Below are 22,841 nucleotides of genomic sequence, written 5' to 3' on the forward strand. Positions count from 1 at the left end.
CCATCCAACCACCCCACCGCCACCCACAAGCGGACTAAAGGTCCTGCCAGGGCCGGGTGCCGGCGGTGGTGAGCCGCTGCGTCGCGCGGGACAGCGCGACGTACAGCGTCCGCACGCCGCTGGCATCCGTGGCGATCTCCACCGGCTCCAGCAGCACCACCGCGTCGTACTCCATGCCCTTGGCCTCCAGGGCCGTCACGACCTGCACCCGCTCGGGCAGCCCGGCCATCCAGGCGGCCATCTCGTCACGGCGCGGCACCGGCGTGATCACGCCGATCGTGCCGTCCACGTCGGCGAGGTGCTTCTCCACCGCCTGCCGGGCCGCCTCGGGCAGCTCCGCGGCCGGCACGACCAGGTCCACCGGCTCCACGCCCGTGCTGCGCACCGCGCGGGGCAGCGGCAGGTCCGGCATGATCGTGCGGATCACCCCGGCCGCCACCGCGAAGATCTCCGACGAGTTGCGGTAGTTGGTGGTCAGCGCGTACGTGTTGCGCTTGCGCGAGCCCAGCGCCTTGTCGCGTGCCCGGTCCAGCTCCCCGACATCGCCCGACCAGGCCGTCTGCGCCGGGTCGCCGACGATCGTCCACGACGCGTACGCGCCCCGCCGGCCGATCATGCGCCACTGCATGGGCGACACGTCCTGCGCCTCGTCCACCACCACGTGCGCGTAGTCGCGGTAGTCGTCGTCGCGCCGCACCGCCTGCGCGCGGGCGGCCGCCTGGCGGTCCGCGTACGTGCTGACCTCCTGCACCCCGTCGCGCACGTGGAACGGGTTCTTCGTCTTCTGCTGCGCCTTGCGCGGCCGGCCCATCAACTCGTCCAGCTCGTCGAGCAGCGCCACGTCGGCGATCGTCGGGCCGTGCTCCGCCAGGCCGTCGAACGAGCCCTGCAGCAGCGCGATCTCGTCCTTCGACAACAGCCCGTTCGCGTACGCCCGCAGCCGGGCCGGCTCCGCCAGCCACCGCAGCACCCGCATCGGCGTGAACCGGGGCCACCAGGCCCGCAGGAAGTCCCGGAAGTCGGCGCGGTCGGCCAGCTCCGACTCGAACTCCGGCTTCTCGGGCAGGTTGCGGACCACCCCGCGGGCCTGCGCCCAGAGCGCGTCGAAGATCCGGTCGAAGCCGGTGCCGCGGACCTCGTTGCGGCGCGCGCCGCGCGGCAGCGCCTTGCGCCGTACGCGATCCAGCTCGGCGGCGTCCAGCCGCAGCAGCGTCCCCCGGTACAGCAGGCGCAGCTCGGTCGGACCGCCCGGCACCGCGTCGTGCGAGGCGCGCTCGAGCACCCGGCGCATCCGCAGCGACCCCTTGATCGCGGCCACGTCCGTCGGGTCGACCCGCTTGGCGTCGTACCCGGGCACCAGCGAACCCAGCGACCGCAGCGTCGCGGTGTCCTCGCCGAGCGACGGCAGCACGGTCGCGATGTAGTCCACGAACACCCCGGACGGCCCGACCACCAGGATGCCGCCACCCGCGAACCGGCTCCGGTCCGAATACAACAGGTACGCGGCGCGGTGCAGCGCGACGGCGGTCTTGCCCGTACCCGGTCCGCCGGTCACGATCGTCACGCCGGACGCGGGGGAGCGGATCGCCTCGTCCTGCTCGCGCTGGATCGTGGCGACGATGTCGCGCATGCCGCGCCCGGTCGCCTTGGAGAGGCTGGCCAGCAGGGCGCCGTCGCCCACCACCCGCATGTCCGGCGGCGCGGCCTCCGGATCCAGCAGGTCGTCCTCGATGTTCGTGACGTGCTCGCGCGCCGACTGGATCATCCGGCGCCGCACGACCCCGAGCGGCTCGGCGGGTGTGGCCCGGTAGAATGCGGCCGCGGCCGGGGCCCGCCAGTCCACGACCAGCGACTGCGAGTCCTCGTCACGGATGCCCATGCGGCCCACGTAGTGCACCGCGCCGGTCTTCAGGTCCAGGCGGCCGAAGACGAGTCCCTCGTGCTCGGTGTCCAGCGCGTGCCGCCGCCGCGCCGCGTGGAACACCATCGCGTCGCGCTCCACGAGAGCGCCGAACGTCCCCACGCCGGCGAGCTTGTAGCCCTCCTTCTCGGCCCGGGACGCCTCCCGGCGAAGCTCGGCCAGGCGGGCGTACACCCGGTCGACGTGCTTCTGCTCGGCAGCGATCTCCTGCTGCAGGACATGGGCGTCGCTCAAGTCGGTCAGTGCTCCCCGCTTGTGGATCAGCTGGCTGCCGCCGCCGCGTACCGTGCGAAGGGGGCAATCGAACTTACTCCTATCGGCCCGGTCGAGTCGACGGCGGCACGCCTGCCGGCGCTCTTGCGACGCCTGGTCGCGTCATCGCGGCTCAGGCTGCTCGCTCACGCCGCCTTGTCGTAGCCGTCACGGCGGGCGCGGCTCAGCCGGCGGCGGCGCTGCACGGCGGTGCTCTCCGCCGCCTTCTCCACGACCCCGCTCAGCGCCGCGGTGACCAGCTCCGGGCGCTCCATCATCAGCATGTGCCCGGCGCCCTCGCACACCGTCAGCTCCGTGCCGGGCAGGGCCTCCGCGATCGACTCCGCGCAGGGCGGCGGGGTCAGCCGGTCCCGGTCGCCGACCAGCGCCGCGGCGGGTACGTCACCCAGCGTCGCGAGCGTGTCGAGGCGGTGCTGGCTGCCCACCGAGTTCCGGAAACCGCCGATCGACCGCAGCGAGGCCCGGCCCACCCCGGACATGATCACCTCGAGGTCGTACTCGTCGCACTCGTCGCCGAAGAGCAGCCACCGCACCCCCGGCCGCAGCGCCGGCAGGACCACGCGGTGCGGCCGCCGCGCGCCCAGCCGGGCCAGGACGCCGGCGCCGGTCTGCTCCGCGAGCCGCAGGATCGGCGTCAACGTGGTGGGCAGGCCGTAATGGGTGTGCGTTGCGCCCTCCGCGGTCGTGGAGACGAACACCAGGCCGGCGACCCGCTGCGCGAAGTGCTCCGGGTGCGAGTCGGCGTACTCCATGATCGTCATGCCGCCCAGCGAATGCCCCGCCAGAACGACGGGGCCCGAAGGAGCGTACGCGTCCAGCACCGCGGCCAGATCAGCCCCGAGCTGTCCCACCGTCGCCGAGCGCAGCCGCGTGGCACCGGAAAGCCCGTGCCCGCGCGCGTCGTACGCGACCACCCGCACGTCCGCACCCGCGAAGGCTCTCATCTGGTGATGCCACGTACGGCGGTCCAGACACCATCCGTGCAGCAGGACGACGGTCACGGGCGCATCGGCCGGACCGGATGTCTCGACGTGCAGCCGAACGCCGTCGGTGAGAGTGAGCTCAGAGCGCTCCGACATGGGCACCTCCGTGTTTCGCACGGCCCCGTTGTACCCACGGGTAATCAGCATCACTCTCGATCGCCGGAAAAGCCACTGTCCGGATGCATCTTCCACCGAGTGGCCGAGTCGCCCCGGCCGTGCGTACGGCCCCCGGAACGTGATGTCGCTCGCACAGCATGTGCTGCGGCTCCGGGTCATAGAGAATCGGAGCCATGACGGGTCCGACACCTGCCTCGCTGCCCACGGCCACCGTGCCGTCCGCCCCTGACGCCGTGCCGGCCTCCCCAGAGCCGGCCTCCCCAGAGCCGGCCTCCCCGATGCCGGCCTCCCCAGCCGCGGCCGGGCTCGCTGCCGCCGCCGTCCAGGAGCGGATCACGCGGCCCGCCGACGCCCTCGCCGAGCTCATGGCCGGCAACCGCCGCTTCGTCGACGGCCGGCCGGAACACGGCCACGACGTCTCCGCCGCGGCCGCCGCCTCCGGCGGTCAGCTGCCCCACGCCGTCGTCGTGGGCTGCATCGACTCCCGAGTGCCGCTCGAAGCCATCTTCGACCAGACCTTCGGCTCCATCTGCGTCGTCCGCTCCGGCGGCCACGTCGTGGACCGCGCGGTGCTGGGCTCGGTCGGCTTCGCGGTCGGGGCGCTCAACGTCCCCCTGATCATGGTCCTCGGCCACGTCCGCTGCGGCGCGGTCGACGCGACCGTGCAGGCGTTGCGCGCCGGCGACCGCCCGGACGGCGACCTCGGCTACCTGGTCGACGAGATCGCCCCCGCGGTCCACAGCGTGGGCCTCGACGACCCGGACGTCGCGGCCAAGGCCATGCGCGCCCACGTCACCCGCACCGTACGCCGCATGCGCGAGGTCGCGGGCGTGCCGGAGGCGGTGGCGGCGGGCAAGGTGAGCATCGCCGGCGCGGTGTACGACCTCGACACGGGTGCGGTCGAGCTCCTGACCTGATCCTGCTCCCGGCTGTCTCGCCGCGCAGCCGGGCTGTCCAGCCGGCCGTCCGGCCCCGCTGCCATGGTCCCGAGCCGGCCGCTGGGGTGCGAGGCGCCGGTCTTGGTCCCGAGCCGGCTGTCTTGGTCCGGCCCGGCTCGTCTTGGGTTCCGGGCCGGCTGTCTTGGTCCCGCGGCGGTTGTGCGGGGGTGCGGGGTGGCTGGCTTCGGTTCCGGGCCGGTTGACTCGGACCGGGCCAGGTTTTCCGGCGCCGGCACGGCTTCGGGCCGGGCCGGTTGTTCCGGTTCCGGCTTCGGGCCGGGCTTCCCGGTTTGGCGACGTCTGCGGTGGGCCGGATCCGCTCCGCCGGCGCTGATCAACTTGTCGTGATCTTCAGTGCATGCAAAAAGGCGCTCCCGGGTACGAAACCCTGGGAGCGCCTTCTGTGTGCTGCGTAGGCTCAGCCCTCGAAGACACCCGCGTCGACGAGACGCTTCTCGGTGCTGCCCCAGCCGTGCTGCGGGAAGGCCTGGTCGAGGCCCTGGAGCTCGGCGCGGATCTTGGCGCCGTGGCCCGCGGCGGCGAGGATGCGGATCTCCTCGACGAAGGCGTCCGAGTCGGTCTTCAGGTGGTTGGTCTTGCCGTTGGTCAGGTTGCGCACGTACGCGAACCGGCCGTTCGCCAGCGGGATGAGGTACTTGAACTCACCGAGCACGCTGAGGGCGCCACCCTGGCCTGCCTGGCCGGCGCGGACGGATGCGCGGGCGGTCTTCGAGGTGTTGCTCGCCACGGCGGTACTCCTTGGAAAAGAACGGGTGTCGGCATAAAACGCCGGAGCAATCCTACACGAGCCCAACAGGGCCGCACCGCGGGAGCGGCCTGGTCCGTTAGGTCAGGTGTGCCACTACGGCCATTCACATGTCGATATTGCGGTTTCTCTGGCGCACCATCCGTACCACCCGGCATCATGGAGCACGATCAACCGCGGTCGAGGTCGTAGGGGAAGACGCACCTCGGTCTCCGGGAGGTCACCGTGCCAACGTGTGGCGTCGTATACGTCCACTCGACCCCACTCGCCGTGTGCCAGCACGTCGAGTGGGCGATCGCGCGCGTCCTGACCGCGCCGGTCACCCTGCACTGGACTGCGCAGCCGGTCGATCCCGGCATGCGGCGGTCGGAGTGCAGCTGGACCGGGAGGCCGGGCACCGGCGCCGAGCTGGCTGCTGCCCTCAGGCAGTGGCCCATGATCCGTTTCGAGGTCACCGAGGAGCCCAGCCCCGGCGTCGACGGGGAACGCTTCATGCACGTCCCCGGCCGAGGCCTGTTCCGCGGCACGATGGGCGCCTCCGGCGACATCCAGCTCGGCGAGGACCGCCTCCGCTCCATCATGGCGGCCGCCCGCGCCCCCGAGGCGCTCTCGCACGCCCTGGAGAAGGCGCTGGGCACGGCCTGGGACGCCGAGCTCGAGCCGTACCGCTACGCCGGCGACGGCGCCCCGGTCACCCTCCTGACCCGCGTCGGCTGACCCACCGGGCGGTCCGGCCCCGGACCGAGGCGACCGGGCCCGCCTGACCGCCGGCCGTCCCGCTCTCTCCCGGTGCCGCCCGCCGCGCCCGGCTGCCCGCTCGCCCACGGTCGCGCCCGCCGGCCGGCCTTTCCCGGTCGCGCCCGCCGGCCGGTCTTTCGCGGTCGCGCCCGCCGGCCGGTCTTTCCCGGTCGCGCCCGCCGGCCGGTCTTTCGCGGTCGCGCCCGCCGGCCGGTTTTTCGCGGTCGCGCCCGCCGGCCGGTCTTTCGCGGGCGCCGCCCCCGGCCCCGGCTGCCTGTTTCCCTTGGTCGCGTCCGCCGGCCATTTTTCGGTGCCGTTCGCTCGGCGGGACGGCTCATCCCCTCTGGTCCGCAAGGCTGGCGCATCGCCGCCGGCCGGCCGCGGTCACCCCGGCCCCGCGTACGGCGTGAGTTATCCACAGGGCCGGTTTGTCGATGTTCGGGCGTAGCTGATCCAATGGCCCCCGTGAATAGGGCGCTCTCCGTTGCTGTGGCCGTACCCCTGGCTCTGATCCTGGCCGGGTGCGGCGGTGACGCGCCGTCGCCACCTCGCGCCTCCGCCACGGTCGCGCCTTCTCCGAGCCTTCCGCCCGGCTCAGCGAGCGTCGCGCCGCTGCCCACCGGCGACCCTGCGACCCGGGCGCGAGAGACCGTGCGGACGCTCAGTGACGCCGCCCTCGCGGGGCAGGTGCTCATGCCTTATGCGTACGGTGACAATGCCGACCGGGTGGACAGCGCCGCCGCGGCCGGGAACCAGAAGCTGGCCGGGGTCGGCACGCCCGCCGAGATGATCACGAAGTTCGGGCTCGGCGGGGTGATCCTGGTCGGGTTCGCGCCCGGCGACCCGACCGGCGCGACCAATCCCGCCACGAATGTGGAGAACCCGCAGCAGGTGCGCGCGCTCACCGACGGGCTGCAGGCGGCGGCTCGGCAGCTGCCCGGGGGTGCGCCGCTGCTGATCGGTACGGATCAGGAGTTCGGCGTGGTGACCCGGGTGCGCACCGGGGTGACCCAGCTGCCGTCCGCGATGGCCCTCGGCGCCGCCGGTCAGCCCGCGCTCACCGAGCGTGCCTGGAATGCCGCGGGGCGTGAGCTCGCGGCGATGGGCATCAACCTCGACTTCGCACCGGTCGCCGACACACTGGGACCGCAGGGCAGTTCCGTCATCGGCTCCCGGTCGTACGGCGCCGATCCGGCTGCGAACGCCGCGCAGGTGCGGGCCGCCGTGCGCGGGATGCAGGGCGCCGGGGTTTCCGCGGCGCTCAAGCATTTTCCGGGGCACGGGCACACGACCGGCGACAGCCATGACGGCCTGCCGATCGTGCGGCAGAGCATGGCGCAGTGGGAACGCGAGGACCAGCCACCGTTCGCCGCGGGCCTCGGCGCCGGCGCGGCTGTGGTCATGTCCGGCCACCTCGACGTGGAGGCGCTGGACAAGGGTGTGGCCGCCACGTTCTCGCACAAGATCATGACTGACGTGCTGCGGGGGAAGCTCAAGTTCACCGGCGTCGCGGTCACGGACGCCATGAACATGGCTCCGGCGATGAAGTGGCCGGCCGGGGAAGCCGCCGTACGCGCGCTCAACGCCGGCAACGACATGCTCCTCATGCCGCCGGACATCACCGCGGCCCGCGACGGCATCATCGCCGCGCTGCAGAACGGCACCCTCAAACGGGAGCGGCTGGTCGAGGCGGTCACCCGGATCCTCACCCTGAAGTTCCGTTCGGAGCGTGCCCAGCCCGATCTGTCCGTGCTGGAGTCGCCCGAGCACCGCAAGGCCGTCCTCGCCGCCGACGCCGCCGCGGTGACGGTCCTCAAGGGCCGCTGCTCCGGCCCGCTCGTCACCGGCCCGGTCACGGTCACCGCCTCCGGCGGCCGGGAGACCGCGCGCACCGGGCTGGTCGAGGCGTTGCAGCAGGCAGGAGTGCCGGTCCAGGCCGCGGGCGGCACGGTCGTGCACCTCGTCGGGTACGGGGACCACACCACGGACCTGAGCCCCGACGCGGCGGTGACGGTGAGCATGGACACGCCGTACCTGCTGGCCGCGGCGAAGTCGCCGACGCTGCTGGCCACGTATTCGTCGAGCCGCCTGTCGCTGGACGCGCTGGCAGCCGTGCTCGCGGGCAAGGCGAAGGCGCCGGGGCGATCGCCGGTGCAGGTCGGCAAGCTGCCACGCAGCGCCTGCACCAAGGCGAAGTAGCGCGGTCGGCTGCCGGAGCGCCGCTGGCCGTTGGCGGCTGCGGGTGGTGGCGCCGGGCGGGGTCGGCTGGGAGGGCAGCTGATCAGAGTGGGATGTTGCCGTGCGTGCCTCGCGCGGCCGGGGCCGCTGCCAGGGCCTCCGCCACGCGGCGGCGGGTCTCTTCGGGTTTGATGACGGCGTCCACGACGCCGATCTCCACGGCCCGGTGCACGCCGCCCGCGGTCCTGGTCTGCTCCTCGACCAGCGTCTCGCGCAGCGCCTCCCGTTCGTCGTGCGGGGCGGCCGCCAGTGTCCTGCGGTGCAGGATCGTCACGGCCGCGCTCGCCCCCATGACCGCGATCTCGGCGGTGGGCCAGGCGAAGACCGCCGTCGCGCCCAGGGCGCGGGAGTTCATCGCGACGTACGCGCCGCCGTACGCCTTGCGGGTCACCAGCGTCACCCTCGGCACCACCGATTCGGCGAAGGCGTGCAGCAGTTTGGCGCCGCGGCGGACCACACCGTCCCATTCCTGGCCGAGGCCGGGCAGATAGCCGGGCACGTCGACCAGCACGATCAGCGGTACGCCGAGCGCGTCGCACATCCGCACGAAGCGGGCCGCCTTCTCGGCGCCGGCCGCGTCCAGGCAGCCGCCGAGGCGCAGCGGGTTGTTGGCGACGACGCCGACCGTACGGCCCGCGAACCGGCCCAGGGTGGTGACCACGTTCGGGGCCCACCTGCCGTGCAGTTCCACGCCGGGCTCGTCGAGGAGCGCCTGGACCACGGGCTTCACGTCGTACGCGCGGGCGGGCCGGTCCGGCAGGGTGGCGCCCAGGTCGCGGTCGTGGGCGTCGGCGGGGGTGAGCCGGCCCTGCCGCCCGAGGAGGACGGTCAGTTCGCGTGCTTTCCCGTACGCGTCGCTGTCGTCCTTGGTGGTGATGTGCACGACGCCGGAGCGGCGGCCGTGCGGTTCCGGACCGCCGAGCCGTTCCATGTCGACGTGTTCACCCGTGACGCTGCGGACCACCTCCGGGCCGGTCACGAAGATGCGCCCGCCCTTGCTCATGATGACGATGTCCGTGAGCGCGGGCCCGTACGCCGCCCCGCCCGCGGCCGGTCCGAGCACCACCGAGATCTGCGGCACGCGTCCCGAGGCCCGGACCATCGCCGCGAACACCTGGCCGACGCCGTCCAGCGCGACCACGCCCTCGGCGAGGCGGGCGCCGCCCGAGTGCCACAGGCCGACGACGGGCACCCGTTCCCGGACGGCGGTGTCGATGGCGTCGACGATGTGCCGGCAGCCCTCGACCCCCATCGCGCCGCCCATGCGGGTGCCGTCGGAGGCGTACGCGATCGCCGGGGTGCCGTCGACATCGCCCCGCGCGTACAGCACGCCCGAGTCGTCCTTGGGGGCGAGCAGGCGCAGCGTGCCCCGGTCGAAGAGCGCGCGCAGGCGCGCCTCCGGGTCGCGGTGGTCGGCGGCGGCCGGGCCGGAAGTCGGGGAGGTCGTGGTCACGGCGCGCTCCAAGCAGGGTGAGGGCGCGGCGCCCGAAGACCGAGCCGAGTGGTGACGCCCGACAGAACCGAGCCGGGATGACGCTCGGCGAAGCCGGGCCGGAGGGGGTGACGTCCGACAAGGCCGGACCGAAGGGGTCAAGCCCGGCGGAGCCGGGCGGGAGGGGTGGCGGCGGTCCGCCGAGGGGAACAACCGAAGCGGCTGCGGACCACCCGAGGGTGGGCCGCAGCCGGACCGGGATGTCAGGCGCGGGTGAAGACCAGCGCCACGTTATGGCCGCCGAAGCCGAAGGAGTTGTTCATCGCCGCGGCGATCTCCAGCGGGCGGGCCTTGTGGGCGGCCACCTCGAGGTCGAGGCGGTCGTCCGGGTCGTCCAGGTTGATCGTCGGGGGCACGACGCCGTCGCGGATGGCGAGGATCGTGGCGATGGACTCGAGGGCGCCGGCCGCGCCGAGGAGGTGGCCGGACATCGACTTGGTCGACGTGAGCAGCGGGTGGTCGCCCACCGCGGCGCGGATGCCCTTGATCTCGCCCATGTCGCCGACCGGGGTGGAGGTGGCGTGCGCGTTGACGTGGACGATGTCCGTGCCGGTCAGGCCGGCGTCGCGGATGGCCCGGCTCATCGCGCGGATGCCGCCGCGGCATTCCGGGTCCGGCTGGACGATGTCGTAGCCGTCCGAGGTGATGCCGGCGCCGGCGAGGCGGGCGTACACGGTGGCGCCGCGCGCGGCGGCGTGATCGGCGCGTTCGAGCACGAGCGCGCCCGCGCCCTCGCCGAGGACGAAGCCGTCGCGGCCCTTGTCCCACGGCCGGGAGGCCTTCTCCGGCTCGTCGTTGCGGGTGGACATGGCCCGCATCGAGGCGAAGCCGGCGATCGGCAGCGGGTGCACGACCGCCTCGGTGCCGCCCGCGACGACCACGTCGGCGCGGCCGGACCGGATGATGTCGAGGCCCAGCGAGAGGGCCTCGGCCCCGGTGGCGCACGCGCTGGCCATGGAGTGCACGCCGGCCTGCGCGCCGAGGTCGATGCCGACCCAGGCGGCGGGGCCGTTGGGCATGAGCATCGGCACGGTGTGCGGGCTGACCCGGCGCGGCCCGGAGGCCTCCAGGATGTCGTCCTGGTTCAGCAGGGTCTGCGCGCCCCCTATGCCGCTGCCGAAGCTCACGGCCAGGCGTTCCGGGTCCAGGCCGGAGTCGGCCAGGCCCGAGTCGGCCCACGCCTGCTTCGCGGCGATCAGCGCGATGGCCTCGGAGCGGTCGAGCTTGCGCAGCCGGACCCGCTCGATGACCTCCGACGGGTCGACGGCGAGCTGGGCGGCGATGCGTACGGGCAACTGCGCGGCCCACTCCTGGGTGAGGGCACTCACCCCGGAGCGGCCGGCGAGCATGGCGTCCCAGGTGGACGCGACGTCCCCGCCCAGCGGGGTCGTCGCGCCGAGCCCGGTGACGACGACGTCTGTGCTGCTCATGTCAGTGATTCGCCTCGATGAAGGACACGGCGTCGCCGACGGTCTTGAGGTTCTGCACCTCGTTGTCGGGGATCTTGACGCCGAACTTCTCCTCGGCGGCCACCACGACCTCGACCATCGACAGCGAGTCGACGTCCAGGTCGTCGGTGAAGGACTTCTCCTCGGCGACGTCGTCGGGGTTCACCCCGGCGACCTCCTCCAGGATCTCGGCGAGGCCGGAGGTGATCTCTGCGCGGGTAGCCATTGTTCGCTGGTTCCTCTCGATGGTGGGGATTGCTCGACGGGCGGACGGCTGCCTCAGGGGCAGCGGACGACCTGCCCGGCGTAGGTGAGGCCGCCGCCGAAGCCGAAGATCAGCACCGGGGCGCCCGAGGGCACCTCGCGCCGCTCGACGAGCTTGGACAGGGCCAGGGGAATGCTCGCCGCGGAGGTGTTGCCGGACTCGACGAGGTCCTTGGCGACGACGACGTCCGGGCCGAGGCCCAGGCGCTTGACGATGCCGTCGATGATGCGGGTGTTGGCCTGGTGCGGCACGAAGGCGGCCAGCTCCTCGGGGCGGACCCCGGCGCGCTCGCAGGCCTGCAGGGCGAACGGGGCCAGCGCGGTCGTGGCCCAGCGGAACACGATCTGGCCCTCCTGCTGGATGTACGGCTGCCAGCCCTCGATGCGCAGCACGTCGCCCTTGTCCGGGGCGGAGCCCCAGAGCACCGGCCCGACGCCGGGCTCCTCGCCGTCCGGCACGGCCGTGACGACCGCCGCACCCGCGCCGTCGCCGAAGAGCACGGCGGTGCTGCGGTCGGTCCAGTCGGTCACGTCGGAGAGCTTCTCGGCGCCGACCACGATGGCGTTGCGGGCCGCACCGGCGCGGATGGCGTGGTCGGCGGTGGCCAGCCCGTACGAGAACCCGGAGCAGGCGGTGTTGAGGTCGAACGCGGCCGGCGCGGTGATGCCCAGCCGGGCGGCGACCCGGGTCGCCACGTTGGGGCACCGGTCCACCGACGAGCACGTGGCGACGACGACCATGTCGATGTCCGCGGCGGTCAGGCCGGAGCCGGCCAGGGCCTTCTCCGCGGCGGAGGTGGCCATGTCGGCGACCGTCTCGGCGTCCGCGATGCGGCGCTCGGCGATGCCGACCCGGTCGCGGATCCACGCGTCGTTCGTGTCGACGATCTTGGCGAGGTCGTCGTTGGTGACGACACGCGAGGGCTGGTAGTGGCCCATCGCGACGATGCGGGATCCCGCGGTCATGGTGCTGCTCCTTCGGTCGCGAGCGGGGTGGTCACTCCTGATGCCCGCCGATGCGGGCCACGGGCCGGCCCGGCGCCACCGGGTCGTCGTCGTAGGCGAGCCATTCGAGGAGCACGCCGCCGGTGTGGGCGGCGATGTCGGCCGGGCCCTGCCGGGTCTCCACCCGGCCGATGACCTGGCCGCTGCGGACGTCGTCGCCCTCCGCGAGGCCCTCGGCGGGCCGGAACACGCCGGCGCCGGTGGCCACCACGATCCGGAACGCGGGTGCCGGCTCGAAGCTGGGCGCCCCGCCGTGCCGGGCGATCAGGTCGAGCGCCTTGGGCAGGTCGTCCGGGGTGTTGAGGGTGACGATCTCGGGCGCGTTGTCGCCCTTGAGCTCGCGCTTGACCAGTCCGGCGAGCGTGCCGGCGGGCGGGAGCTCGACGATGCCGGTGACCCCGACGTCGCGCAGGGTCCGCATCACCAGGTCCCAGCGCACCGGGGCGGTGACCTGGCGGACGAGGCGCTGCAGCATCTCCCGGCCGTGGACGACGGCGGCGCCGTCGCGGTTGGACAGCAGGATGCGGGCCGGGTCGGCGACGGTGACCCCGCCGGCGACCGCGGCGAGCGCCTGCTCGGCCGGCGCCATGTACGGCGTGTGGAACGCCCCCGCGACGGCCAGCGGCCGGACCCGCGCACCGGCGGGCGGTTCCTCGCCGAACTTGGCGAGCGCGTCGACGGCGCCCGCGGCGACGATCTGACCGGCGCCGTTGCGGTTGGCCGGGTGCAGCCCGTGCTGCTCGATGGCGGCCACCACCGCGTCCGCGTCGCCACCGAGGACGGCGCTCATGCCGGTGGGCTCGAGGGCGCACGCGGCGGCCATCTCGCGGCCACGGACCCCGGCGAGCGCGATCGCCGCCTCGGCGGGCAGCACCCCGGCGAGCGCGGCCGCGCCCAGTTCGCCGACGCTGTGACCGGCGACCAGGCCGACGTCGTGCATCGGCAGGTGCTCGCCGGCCAGCAGCGCGGCGGCGACCAGCAGCGGCTGGGTACGCGCGGTGTCCTTGATCTCGTCAGCATCCGCCTCGGTGCCCAGGTGGAGCAGGTCGACGCCGGCGAGGGCGGACCACCACCGCAGGCGCGCCCCGGCGCCGGGCAGGGTCAGCCACGGGGACAGGAAGCCGGGCTTCTGGGAGCCCTGGCCGGGCGAGAGTACGGCGAGCACGTCCCCGACTCTTCCGGATACGGCACGCTTCTGCGGGTGCGGCAGGAGACCAAACCCTACGAGCCGCGTTGTGGGGTTCCTACAAAGTGCCTCTCGTTTCATCCCTTTTCGTGGGCATTTGCGGGGACTGCCGCGACGAATGTGCAGGTCAATCGTTGGCGTGACTTAGCTCGCAGGATCGAGCCGCCCCAGGATCAGTGCCATCCGGAGCGCGAACGCGTCCCGCCCGTCCAGAGGGGACATACCGGTCACTTCGGCGACGCGCTTGAGGCGGTACCGCACTGTGTTGGGGTGCACGAACAGCTCGCGGGCGGCGCTCTCCAGCACGCCGTTGGCCGCGAAGAAGGCGTCCAGCGTCTCCAGCAGGCCGCCGCCCGCACGGCACAGGGCGCCGTACGCGTCATGCTTGAGCGTGCGCCGGGCCTCGGAGTCGCCGGCCAGGGCCCGTTCCGGCAGCAGGGCGTCCGCCGCGATCGGGTTCGGCGCGCCGGGCCAGGCCGGGGCGGCGCGGAACCCGGCGAGGGCGGCGCGGGCCGACTCGGTGGCGTTGTCGAGCGACGGCACGGCCGGACCCACGACGACCGGGCCCTCCCCGAAGGCCGCGGCGAGCTGCCCGGCGATGGCGAGCGGGTCCGCGGCGCCGCCCATGACCACGACCAGCCGATCGCCGTGCACCCCGCCGATCACCTCGACCCGCGCGCGCCGGGCGGCCCGGTAGACACTGTGCAGGACGGCGGTGTGGTCACCGCCGGGGGAGCGGCCCACCACGACCGCCACCGGCGGGGCGTCCGCCCAGCCCAGCGCGGCGGCCCGGCTGGCCAGCACGTCGGAGGAGTCGCCGCGCAGCAGCGCGTCGACGAGCAGCGCCTGCAGGCGCGCGTCCCACGCGCCGCGCGACTCGGCCGCGCGGGCGTACACCCGGGCGGCGGAGAACGCGATCTCCCGGGAGAATTTGAGGATGGCCTCGGTCAGCGCACCCTCCTCGCCGGCCGCGGCCAGGTTGGCCACCTCGGACTCGGCGACGTCGATGGTGACCTTGATCAGCTGGACCGTCTGGGTCAGCGTGATCGACCGGGCCAGCGCGCGGGGCGCGGCGGCGAAGACCTCGTCCGAGATCTCCTGCGTGCCGGCCGCCGTGCCGCCGGAGCGCAGCCACTCGACCAGCGACCGTACGCCGGCCTGGGCGACGAGCATGACCCACGAGCGCTGGTCGGCGGGCAGGGCGCGGAACCACGGCAGGGTCTCGTCCATGCGCGCGACGCTGGCGGAGGCGAGGGCGCCGGCGCTGCGTTCGACCCGGCGCAGGGTGGCGGCCAGGGGGCGGCGCTTCGCCGTACCCGTGGAATTGCCGTCCGCTGCCATCCGACCAGCATGTCAGGGGCCGCCGGAGCCGGCGCCACGGACCGCCTTCCTGCGGTTTTTGGCGAAATTTGTCCGTTATCGCGGTGTGCCCTCCCCGCGATTCCGGTCGGTGACCTGGCATGGTGTCGTCCTAGCGCTGCTAGGACCGGCACCCGTGAGGGTCAAGCCGGGCGCCGCGGTGCCGATCAGCAATCCGGTGACGAGGTCGAGGGGAGGCACGACATGAAGGACCAGGAGGGGGTACGCCCCGACGCGGAGCACGACGCCGCGGAGGAGGGCTCGGCGCCCACGTCCGACGCCGCCGTCCTCGCCGTGGCGCCCGCCGGCGACGAGCCCACCGACGACGTCCCGCACCGGGTGGGCTGCCGCTCCGAGCTGCGCGGCTGGGCCGGCGCCCACCTGCACGGGGCGGTACGCCCGCGCCGCCGCGCGGCCGGCCGGGGACGTCCACCCGGCCGCTGGTGCTGATGCCGACTTCTCACCCCAGGGGGTGACTGCCGGGCGCGTCCGGCACGGCACGCGGCCGCCGCCGGACACGGTGGGGCCGTGGACGACAGAAGACGGCTCATCCTCGACCAGGCCCTCGCCCTCGTCGACGAGCAGGGACTCGGCGCGATGTCCATGCGGGCCGTGGCGGAACGGGTCGGGCTCACGTCGATGGCGCTCTACCCGTACGTCGGTGGCAAGGACGCCCTGCTGGACGGCCTCGTGGACCTGCTGCACCTGGAGCTCGGCACGGCGTACGGCGACGACCCGGCGGACATCGACTGGCGGCAGCGGCTGCGCGCGCTCGGCCGGGCGGTACGCGGGCTGTCCCGCCGGCATCCCCGCGCGTACCCGTTGATTTTGAACCGTCCCTCGCCCGGCGGCTCGTGGCTGACCGCGGCCCTGCGCGCGACGCTGCACGACGCGGGAGTGCCCGCGGAGAAGGTGCCCCGGCTGACCCGGATGATCTGCGCCTTCCTCCTCGGCTACACGACCGGCGAGGTCACCGGCGGTCTCCCGGCCGCCGACCCGGCGGCGCCGCCGGACTCCGTGCCGCAGTTTCCCTCCTCGCAGCAGCCGGACTCCGCGTCGCCGGACTCCGCGTCGCCGGACTCCGCGCCGCCGCCCTCCGCGCCGCCTGACGGCGTGCCGGCGCAGGACGATGCGGCCGAGTTCGATGCGGACCTCGAGGACCTGATCCGGCTCGTGGAGGTCACCGTGCGGGTCGCGTGACCGCCGTTCCGCCGCGCGAGAACGCCTTTGTGCCCTATAAAGGTGCAAATGACCGAGGAGTACGTGGCCCAGCGCTACGCCCACCTGCGCCGGGCGGCCTTCCTGATGTGCGGCGACTGGGCACACGCCGGTGAGCTGGCGCGGGCCACACTCGCCCGGGCGCTGACCGCCCCGGACGTCGGTGATCCGGACCTGTGGGCGTACGGCGATCTGATGGCCGCGTTCAAGCCCACCCACGGCCGTCGCGAGCACGTCTTCGTCGCGCCGCCGGAGGCCGCCGAGCGGGGCGCGGCCGACACCGATGCCGCGATGGGCGACGTCTACACCGTGCTGGTGCTCGACGCGCTGCGCCGGCTGTCGCCCAAGTGCCGCGCGGTCCTCGTGCTGCACCACTTCTGCCATCTCGCGGTGGTGGACACCGCGGACGTGCTCGGCCTCGACGCGGCGAAGGTCACCGAGTACGAGGCCGAGGGCCTGGCCGCCTTCGCCGACCTGCTGCGCATCACCCAGCCGGCGGTGACGGGATGAGCGCGGCCATGACCGGTGTCCTCGAGCGGGCCTGCGCGGCCGAGCCGCCGATCGGCGACGCGGTCGACGACATCTTCCGCCGGGCCGACCGGCTGCGCCGCCGCCGCGCCCGGTCGGTGATCCTGGCCGGCCTGGCCGTCGCGCTGATCGTCATCCTCCTCGGGTACGCCCTGACGACGGTCCTGCTGCCCGGCCCCAAGCCGCGCTCGGCCGCCGCCGTACCGGTCGCCCAGCCGCGCCCGTCGGCGGTGCTCGACCCGGTCCTGCGGGTGCTCAGCGGCCCGGTGGACGCCAAGGGCGACCGGATCGTCCCGCGGCTGCCCGCGTCGGGCCCGGGCTGGCGGCAGTACGCCGTCATGACCGCGCAAGGGGAGTCCCGCGGCCTGATCGAGGTGGCCGTCTACGACGCACCCGCGGGACTGTGCCTGCCGGTGCTGGCCGACCCGAACTCCTGCGCGAAGCCGGACCGGACCCGGGCCGGCATCGAGTACGCCCGCTACTCCGACCGCGAGGACAAGGACTGGCAGGTCAACGAGGTGATCGCCCGCCGGGTCGTGGACGGGCGCACGGTCGTGGTGCAGGCGACGGGCGAGCGCGGCACCGGGGACGTCGAGCGGGGCAAACCGCCGCTGACCGCGCGGGAGGCGGCGCAGGTGGCGACGAACCCGCGGCTGCCGGACGCGTTCGGGCTGGGGGAGCGGTGCAACGCCCCGGCGCCCGCGTGCCCGGTGTTGCGCATCCCGGTACGCCCGGCCGGCTGATCCGGACCGGACCGGGGTGAGCCGGCGCCGGGCCGGGGTGAGTCGGCGCCGGGCCGGGGTGAGTCGGCGCCGGGCCGGGGTGAGTTGGGGGTCCGGCCGGGTTGAGCCGGCGTCCGGCTCGGTCGCGGGGCGGGTCCGCCGGCCGGGTGGAGCTGCGTCAGACCCGGCGGCGGATCAGGTACGCCACGCCGCCCAGCCCGATCAGCACGACCAGCAGCACCGCGCCGTTGAGCAGGAACAGCTGGCGCATCTGGTGCAGCACGTCGCTGCCGACCGCCAGCGGGTCCAGCTCCTCGGTGTCGACCTCCTCGCCGATGCCACCGCCGATGCCGCCGGTGACCACGTCCGGCTTCTCCTTGAGCGGGACACCGGCCACGCGCAGCGACTCCGACATGGTGAGCCGGCCGTAGAACCAGCCCGCCGCCTTCTTGCCGGTCGGCTGCTTGGCCGGCCGGTACGCGCGCGGGCCGCCGGCCGCCAGCGGGTAGAGGTCGTACTGCTGGGTGGCCTTGTCCTTGACCAGCACGACGACCGTGTACTTGGGGCCGAGCTTGTCCGCCTTGGGCTTGGTCGTGGTCGGCGTGGCCGAGGCCAGCCAGTTGACCTCGCTGAGCAGGCGCTGGAACAGGTCACGCCGCTCGGCCTGCTGCACGACGATCTTGCCCTCGGGCACCTTGCCGCTGATCTGGACGGCGGTGGGCTTGGCCCCGGCCTTGGGCGCCGCCGAGCTGGAGTCCTCCTGGAGGACGGCGGCAGGCCGTGCGCCGGCAGGCAGTGAGCTGACAGACAGCGCGCCCACAGACAGCGCGCCGACAGACAGCGCGCCGACGGATCGCGCGCCGGCCGGCAGCGCGGCCGCGGGCGCCGATGCGGCGTGAGCGGCGGCCGGCGCGAGGCCGGTCCCGACCGCGAGTGCGGCGGCGAGCACGCCGGCCGCGGTCCAGCGCCGCGTGATCAAACCTCGAGCCACGTCCGGCCTCCCCCGCCTGCGTGATGGACATTGCCGCGCCGTGCGTGCGTTCTCACAGCTTCCTCGCAGATCCAGTCACCCGCATCCCGGCGGGCGGCCTTTTCGAGCTATCGGAAATCGGCGGCGAGAGTGAACAGCGACTGCTGATCGGCGCGCGAATAGTACCCAGCAGGCGCAAGCGCCGCTGGCCAAGGTCACCCGTGCTGCTGACGGTCATACCGCTTGGACGCGCGCCGATGGGCGGAGAGTTGCCTGGTGAGACGAGCGCGCACCGGTTTCCCGGTGCGCGCATACCGAAATGGTCACGAAGGCTCAGCCGAGCTTCGCCCGGGCCGCGGCCGGCCGAGTTGCGCCGGGACCGCGGCCTGCCGGGTTTCGCCCGAGCCGTGCTCAGCCGAGCCCGAGCCGTGCTCAGCCGAGCACGGCCGTGCTCAGCCGAGCTTCGCCCGGGCCGCGGCGAGCCGGGCGAGGGTGCGCTCGCGTCCGAGCATCTCGAGCGACTCGAACAGCGGCAGGCCGACCGTACGCCCGGTCGTGGCGACCCGGACCGGCGCCTGGGTCTTGCCCAGCTTGAGCCCGCGCTCCTCGCCGACGCGCTCCAGCGCGGCCTTGAGCGGCTCGGCGGTCCAGTCCTCGAGGGCGCCGAAGGCGGCGGCCGCGGCGTCGAGGATCTCGCCCGCACCTTCCTTCATCGCCTTGTTCCAGGACTGCTCGTCGGAGACCGGCTCGTCGAGGAAGAGGAAGTCGACGTAGTCGACGATCTCGCTGAGCACGGCGATGCGGGTCTGGGCGAGCGGCGCGACGGCGGCGAACACCGTGGTGTCGAACTTCGCCGGGTCCCACGGCGGGGCGGGGATCGTGTCGGTGCCACCCAGCCAGGGCGCGCAGACCGCCGCGAACTCCTCAGCCGACAGTGCGCGGATGTACTCGCCGTTGAACGCCCGCAGCTTCTTCACATCGAAGAAGGCGGGGGAGTGGTTGACGTCCTCGAGCCGGTACTCGTCGAGGATGACCTGCCACGGCACGATCTCGCGGTCGCCGGTGGGCGCCCAGCCGAGCAGCATCAGATAGTTGCGCATCGCGGCGGCGAGGTAGCCCTCGTCGCGGTACGACTCCAGCGCCACCTTGTCGCGGCGCTTGGACAGCTTCTGGCGCTTCTCGTTGACGATGACGGGCACGTGTGCCCACACCGGCGGCTTCACGCCCAGGGCCTCCCAGAGCAGCTGCTGCTTGGGCGTGTTGGGCAGGTGCTCCTCGGCGCGGATGACGTGGGTGATGCCCATCGTCATGTCGTCGACGACGTTGGCGAGCAGGAAGACCGCCGAGCCGTCGCTGCGGGCGATGACGAAGTCCTCGATGAGCTTGTTGTCGAACGTCGGCTCGCCGCGGACCAGGTCGACGACCACGGTCTCGCCGTCGTCGGGCGTACGGAAGCGCAGCGCGCGTCCCTCGCCGGGGCCGAGCGCGCGGTCCCGGCAGAAGCCGTCGTAGCCGGTGTGGGTGTTGCCCGTACGCGCCACGACGTCGTCGCGGGTGCAGTCGCAGTAGTACGCGCGGCCCTCGCCGTACAGCCGGGTGGCGGCGGCGGTGTGCTCGCTCGCGTACGCCGACTGGAAGTAGGGGCCCTCATAGGTGCCGCGTTCGATGCCGATCCAGTCGAGGGCGGAAAGGATGCCCTCGGTCCACTCCGGCCGGTTGCGCGCCGCGTCGGTGTCCTCGATCCGCAGGACGAACGTGCCGCCGGCCTGCTGGGCGTAGATCCAGTTCTGCAGCGCCGAGCGGGCGCCGCCGACGTGAAACATTCCGGTCGGAGAAGGGGCGAAGCGTACTCGTACAGTCACGGACCCCAGCCTACGGCCCCCCGCCACCGGGTTCCCGGCGGCCTTTTTTCACGTCGTGTATTGACGACTGTTAGTAAGCCTTCTTAAGATTTTCCGGCCCGATGTCATCCCCACGGCGCCCCCACGCCGGACAGAAAGGTCCCCACCCCCATGGCCAAGAGAAGAAGGATCGCCTCGGCCGCGGCCGCCCTGGTGGTCGGTGCAGCTGGTCTCGTCACCGCGCTGGCCGTCCAGGGCACCTCCGAGGCTGCGGTGCTGCCGAACAACTTCAAGAGCGTCGGCTACATGCCGTCCTGGGCCGGCAGCGTCACGAGCATCCAGTACAGCAAGCTGACCCACATCAACTATGCGTTCGCGCTGCCCAACGCCAACGGCACGCTGCAGCCGATCGAGAACACCTCGAAGCTCTCGCAGCTCGTGTCGCTGGGCCACCAGAACAACGTCAAGGTGTCGCTGGCCATCGGCGGCTGGAACGACGGCAACGACTCCGGCTTCGAGGCGATGGCCGCCAGCGCGAGCACCCGCACGACGTTCGTCAACACCGTGATGGGTGTCGTGAGCCAGTACAACCTGGACGGCATCGACATCGACTGGGAGTACCCCGACCCCGGCACGTCCGGCAACAACTACACCGCGCTGATGCAGCAGCTCGGCAACGCCCTGCACGCCCAGGGCAAACTGCTCACCGCGGCGGTGGTGTCCGAGGGCGGCACGGCCAACGGCGTGCAGCCCGCGGTGTTCAACGCCGTCGACTGGCTGAACATCATGGCGTACGACGGCGGCAGCCCGCACGCCAACTACGACTGGTCGATCGCCAGCGTGAACTTCTGGAAGGGCCGCGGCCTGCCGGCGTCGAAGGCGGTGCTGGGCGTGCCGTTCTACAGCCGCCCCGGCTACAAGACGTACGCGGAGATCGTCGCCGCCAACCCGGCCTTCGCCAACCAGGACTGCGCCACCATCAACGGCGTCAACGAGTGCTACAACGGCCTGCCGACGATCCGGCGCAAGACCCAGTGGGCCATGGCCAACGCCGCCGGCATCATGAACTGGGAGCTGTCGCAGGACGCCACCGGCGCGACCTCCCTGGTCAGCGCCATCTACTCGACCGTGACCGGCGGCACCCCGACCGACCCGCCGTCGGGACGCACCGGGCGGATCACCGGCATCGCCGGCAAGTGCATCGACGTCGCCGCGGCCTCGTCGGCCAACGGCACGGCCGTGCAGCTGTACGACTGCAACGGCACGGCGGCGCAGAACTGGACCGTCGGCACCGACGGCACGCTGCGCGCGCTCGGCAAGTGCATGGACGTGGCCGCCGCGGGCACGGCCAACGGCTCGCTGGTGCAGATCTACGACTGCAACGGTACGGGCGCCCAGAAGTGGCAGGCGCAGGGCGACGGTACGCTGCGCAACCCGTCGAGCGGCAGGTGCCTCGACGCGTCGAACAACAGCTCCGCGAACGGCACCCGGCTGCAGATCTGGGACTGCTTCGCCGGCGCCAACCAGCGCTGGACGCTGCCGTAAGCGTGGGGCGGATCCGCGCGGGACGGCTACGGCACCGCGCGGATCCGTACGACCATGACCGCGCCTAGCAGGGTGACCGCGGCGGTGACCGCGTACAGGGTGGGGTAGCCACCCAGGTGCGTGACGATCGGCGCGGCCATCGCGGGGCCGAGCACCTGCGGGGCGGCCGTCGCGATGTTGATGACCCCGAGGTCCTTCGCCCGGTCCACGGCCGCCGGCAGCACCTGGGTGATGAGCGCCGTGTCCACCGCGAGGTAGACGCCGTACCCCGCGCCGAGCAGCACCGAGGCGACGAGCGCCACCGGCCACGTCGGCCAGATGGCCAGGAGCAAAGCGGCGACCGCGATGACGATCCCGGACCAGATCACGAAGATCTTGCGGCGGCCCGAGCTGTCCGAGAGCCGTCCGCCGATCACCGCCGTGGCCACCATGCCGGCCGTGTAGAGCAGGATCATGATGAGCAGGCCGGTGTCCGGGTCGGCCAGCCGCACCTTGTCGGTCAGGAAGTACAGCAGGTAGAGCGTGCCCAGCGCGTTGCCCAGTTGCACGAGGAAGCGGGTGCCCCACGCCCAGGCGAAGTCGGGGTGCTCCCGGAACACGCGCCAGATCGCCTTGCCCCGCGGCCGTTCCCGGTCGCCCGGTGGCAGCGGGTCGTCCGGGGTCAGCAGCGCGAACGGCACGGCGAGCACCACGAACACGACGGCCATCATCACGTACCCGCTCGTGGTGCCGGTGACGACGGCGGTGACCAGCACGGCTCCCAGCACCAGCCCGAGCGCCTGCGGCATGCCGATCCAGCCGGAGACGCGCCCGCGCTGGCGTACAGGCACCCGGTCCGGCACGGCCGCCGTCAGCGTGGCCAGCATGACGTTGAGGCCGACCTGCGCGCCGGCCCAGCCCACGGCCACCCCGACGATCGAGTCCTGCACGCCGAGGAAGAGCAGCGACGCCAGGGTGAGCGCCGCGCCGGACAGGGTCCAGACGTGGCGCCGCCCGTACGCCCGGCCGCCGAGCCGCAGCCGGGTCCGATCGGAGAGCGCGCCCGCCGCCGGGTTCACGATGATCGCCACGAGCGCGCCGACGCCGGTGACCCAGCCGAGCGCCGCCTCTTTGCCGCTGACACCGATCTCGGCGATCTGCTCGGGCAGCAGCACCTGCACCGGGGTGAAGAACACCATCCACAGGCCGAGGTTCGCCGCGAACAGCAGCCCGATCCACGAGCGCCGGACCGGGACGACCGGCTCGGCCAGCGCGGCCGGTGTGCCCTGCGTGACGCTCATGGTGCCTCC

20 protein-coding genes are annotated in these 22,841 nt (G+C 73.3%); 8 read left to right on the plus strand and 12 right to left on the minus strand.

From position 1 onward, the window contains the following. Positions 1–34: 34 nt before the first annotated feature. Both AB0K03_RS32185 and AB0K03_RS32190 read right to left on the minus strand, forming a co-directional pair. The gene (locus AB0K03_RS32185; RefSeq protein ID WP_364692704.1) at positions 35–2,155 is read right to left on the minus strand and encodes an AAA family ATPase; all 2,121 of its coding nucleotides are present in this window, start codon (positions 2,153–2,155) and stop codon (positions 35–37) included. Positions 2,156–2,319: 164 nt separating this feature from the next. Then, positions 2,320–3,273 carry an alpha/beta hydrolase gene (locus AB0K03_RS32190; RefSeq protein ID WP_364692707.1) on the minus strand — a complete coding sequence of 318 codons (954 nt, stop codon included), beginning with the start codon at positions 3,271–3,273 and terminating at the stop codon, positions 2,320–2,322. A gap of 386 nt (positions 3,274–3,659) precedes the next feature. On the opposite strand from AB0K03_RS32190, the gene AB0K03_RS32195 reads away from it, so the two are divergent. Beyond that, a complete protein-coding gene (locus tag AB0K03_RS32195; RefSeq protein WP_364692780.1) occupies positions 3,660–4,211 on the plus strand; it encodes a carbonic anhydrase in 552 nt (183 codons plus the stop codon). 439 nt (positions 4,212–4,650) lie between these two features. Here AB0K03_RS32195 and AB0K03_RS32200 read toward each other — a convergent pair whose 3' ends face one another. Further along, positions 4,651–4,980 (minus strand): hypothetical protein, encoded by a 330-nt coding sequence (locus AB0K03_RS32200; protein WP_364692710.1) that lies wholly within the window; start codon positions 4,978–4,980, stop codon positions 4,651–4,653. A gap of 243 nt (positions 4,981–5,223) precedes the next feature. Here AB0K03_RS32200 and AB0K03_RS32205 point away from each other — a divergent pair, with 243 nt between their 5' ends. Beyond that, positions 5,224–5,715, plus strand: a complete 492-nt coding sequence (locus AB0K03_RS32205) for a DUF3145 domain-containing protein (RefSeq protein WP_199513790.1) — start codon at positions 5,224–5,226, stop codon at positions 5,713–5,715. 477 nt (positions 5,716–6,192) lie between these two features. After that, positions 6,193–7,935 (plus strand): glycoside hydrolase family 3 N-terminal domain-containing protein, encoded by a 1,743-nt coding sequence (locus AB0K03_RS32210; RefSeq protein ID WP_364692713.1) that lies wholly within the window; start codon positions 6,193–6,195, stop codon positions 7,933–7,935. A gap of 82 nt (positions 7,936–8,017) precedes the next feature. On the opposite strand, the gene AB0K03_RS32215 is transcribed toward AB0K03_RS32210, so the two are convergent. The 6 genes from AB0K03_RS32215 to AB0K03_RS32240 all read right to left on the minus strand — a co-directional run bounded on the left by AB0K03_RS32215 (position 8,018) and on the right by AB0K03_RS32240 (position 14,710). Further along, a complete protein-coding gene (locus tag AB0K03_RS32215) occupies positions 8,018–9,427 on the minus strand; it encodes a carboxyl transferase domain-containing protein (protein WP_364692716.1) in 1,410 nt (469 codons plus the stop codon). A gap of 242 nt (positions 9,428–9,669) precedes the next feature. Further along, on the minus strand, positions 9,670–10,896 hold the full coding sequence (fabF, locus tag AB0K03_RS32220) for a beta-ketoacyl-ACP synthase II (RefSeq protein ID WP_364692719.1): 1,227 nt from the start codon (positions 10,894–10,896) through the stop codon (positions 9,670–9,672). Position 10,897: 1 nt separating this feature from the next. Then, positions 10,898–11,140 (minus strand): acyl carrier protein, encoded by a 243-nt coding sequence (locus AB0K03_RS32225; RefSeq protein ID WP_023359558.1) that lies wholly within the window; start codon positions 11,138–11,140, stop codon positions 10,898–10,900. A 53-nt stretch (positions 11,141–11,193) separates the two neighbouring features. After that, the gene (locus AB0K03_RS32230; protein ID WP_364692722.1) at positions 11,194–12,144 is read right to left on the minus strand and encodes a beta-ketoacyl-ACP synthase III; all 951 of its coding nucleotides are present in this window, start codon (positions 12,142–12,144) and stop codon (positions 11,194–11,196) included. 31 nt (positions 12,145–12,175) lie between these two features. Beyond that, the gene (locus AB0K03_RS32235) at positions 12,176–13,348 is read right to left on the minus strand and encodes an acyltransferase domain-containing protein (protein WP_364692725.1); all 1,173 of its coding nucleotides are present in this window, start codon (positions 13,346–13,348) and stop codon (positions 12,176–12,178) included. A gap of 165 nt (positions 13,349–13,513) precedes the next feature. Continuing rightward, a complete protein-coding gene (locus AB0K03_RS32240) occupies positions 13,514–14,710 on the minus strand; it encodes a helix-turn-helix domain-containing protein (RefSeq protein WP_364692728.1) in 1,197 nt (398 codons plus the stop codon). Between the two features lie 222 nt (positions 14,711–14,932). On the opposite strand from AB0K03_RS32240, the gene AB0K03_RS32245 reads away from it, so the two are divergent. The 4 genes from AB0K03_RS32245 (at position 14,933) to AB0K03_RS32260 (ending at position 17,217) form a co-directional block, all read left to right on the plus strand. Continuing rightward, complete coding sequence (locus AB0K03_RS32245; RefSeq protein ID WP_364692783.1) at positions 14,933–15,178, plus strand: hypothetical protein; 246 nt, start codon at positions 14,933–14,935, stop codon at positions 15,176–15,178. Positions 15,179–15,256: 78 nt separating this feature from the next. Next, positions 15,257–15,928 carry a TetR/AcrR family transcriptional regulator gene (locus tag AB0K03_RS32250; protein ID WP_364692731.1) on the plus strand — a complete coding sequence of 224 codons (672 nt, stop codon included), beginning with the start codon at positions 15,257–15,259 and terminating at the stop codon, positions 15,926–15,928. 48 nt (positions 15,929–15,976) lie between these two features. Beyond that, the gene (locus tag AB0K03_RS32255; protein ID WP_364692734.1) at positions 15,977–16,456 is read left to right on the plus strand and encodes a hypothetical protein; all 480 of its coding nucleotides are present in this window, start codon (positions 15,977–15,979) and stop codon (positions 16,454–16,456) included. Further along, positions 16,453–17,217 carry a hypothetical protein gene (locus AB0K03_RS32260; RefSeq protein WP_364692737.1) on the plus strand — a complete coding sequence of 255 codons (765 nt, stop codon included), beginning with the start codon at positions 16,453–16,455 and terminating at the stop codon, positions 17,215–17,217. The genes AB0K03_RS32255 and AB0K03_RS32260 overlap by 4 nt, the downstream gene beginning before the upstream one ends. A gap of 157 nt (positions 17,218–17,374) precedes the next feature. On the opposite strand, the gene AB0K03_RS32265 is transcribed toward AB0K03_RS32260, so the two are convergent. Continuing rightward, positions 17,375–18,187, minus strand: a complete 813-nt coding sequence (locus AB0K03_RS32265; RefSeq protein WP_364692740.1) for a hypothetical protein — start codon at positions 18,185–18,187, stop codon at positions 17,375–17,377. 431 nt (positions 18,188–18,618) lie between these two features. After that, positions 18,619–20,028 (minus strand): glutamate--tRNA ligase, encoded by a 1,410-nt coding sequence (gene gltX, locus AB0K03_RS32270; protein ID WP_364692743.1) that lies wholly within the window; start codon positions 20,026–20,028, stop codon positions 18,619–18,621. A 150-nt stretch (positions 20,029–20,178) separates the two neighbouring features. Between gltX and AB0K03_RS32275 the strand changes: the two genes are divergently transcribed. Further along, positions 20,179–21,552: a glycosyl hydrolase family 18 protein gene (locus AB0K03_RS32275; RefSeq protein WP_364692746.1), complete on the plus strand. Its 1,374-nt coding sequence runs from the start codon at positions 20,179–20,181 to the stop codon at positions 21,550–21,552. A 26-nt stretch (positions 21,553–21,578) separates the two neighbouring features. Here the strand turns inward: AB0K03_RS32275 and AB0K03_RS32280 are convergent, their stop codons facing one another. Beyond that, entirely contained in the window at positions 21,579–22,832 is a 1,254-nt protein-coding gene (locus AB0K03_RS32280; protein WP_364692749.1) for an MFS transporter, read from the minus strand. Positions 22,833–22,841: the final 9 nt, after the last annotated feature.

The sequence above is a fragment of the Actinoplanes sp. NPDC049316 genome, from assembly GCF_040677315.1.
Taxonomy (GTDB): Bacteria; Actinomycetota; Actinomycetes; order Mycobacteriales; family Micromonosporaceae; genus Actinoplanes.